Here is a 316-nt window from a genome sequence, read left to right on the forward strand (position 1 = left end):
TCGGGCGCCGAAGCCGCCCGTGCCGTGCTTGAACGCCAGCGTGCCCTCCAGCGTGGCCTCGCCGATGAACTCCTTGTGGTTCAGCCCGAGCTCCCAGCCGCCCACCACCTGGTGCTGCACCGGCACTTCGGTGTCTTCGATGAGGCTGCGCGACTCCCGGCGGAAGCCCTTGAGCGCCAGCGTCGTCTTGCGGCTCTGGTCGCGGTACAGCAGGCGCGAGAGTTTCACTTCGGCGTTGTTGGACTTGCCGGCATAGGTGATGGGGCCGTTGAAACTCTCCACGCTCTGGTGGTACTGGCTGTTCGAGGCCGTGAAC

The 316-nt window shown here is 66.1% G+C and carries 1 protein-coding gene; it reads right to left on the reverse strand.

Features of this window, described 5'->3' with window-relative positions; genetic code table 11:
* Positions 1 to 316 (reverse strand): ShlB/FhaC/HecB family hemolysin secretion/activation protein (locus EJI00_RS24970; protein ID WP_148110667.1); only part of this gene is annotated, 316 nt, incomplete at both ends.

Source organism: Variovorax sp. DXTD-1, assembly GCF_003984625.1.
GTDB lineage: Bacteria > Pseudomonadota > Gammaproteobacteria > Burkholderiales > Burkholderiaceae_C > Variovorax.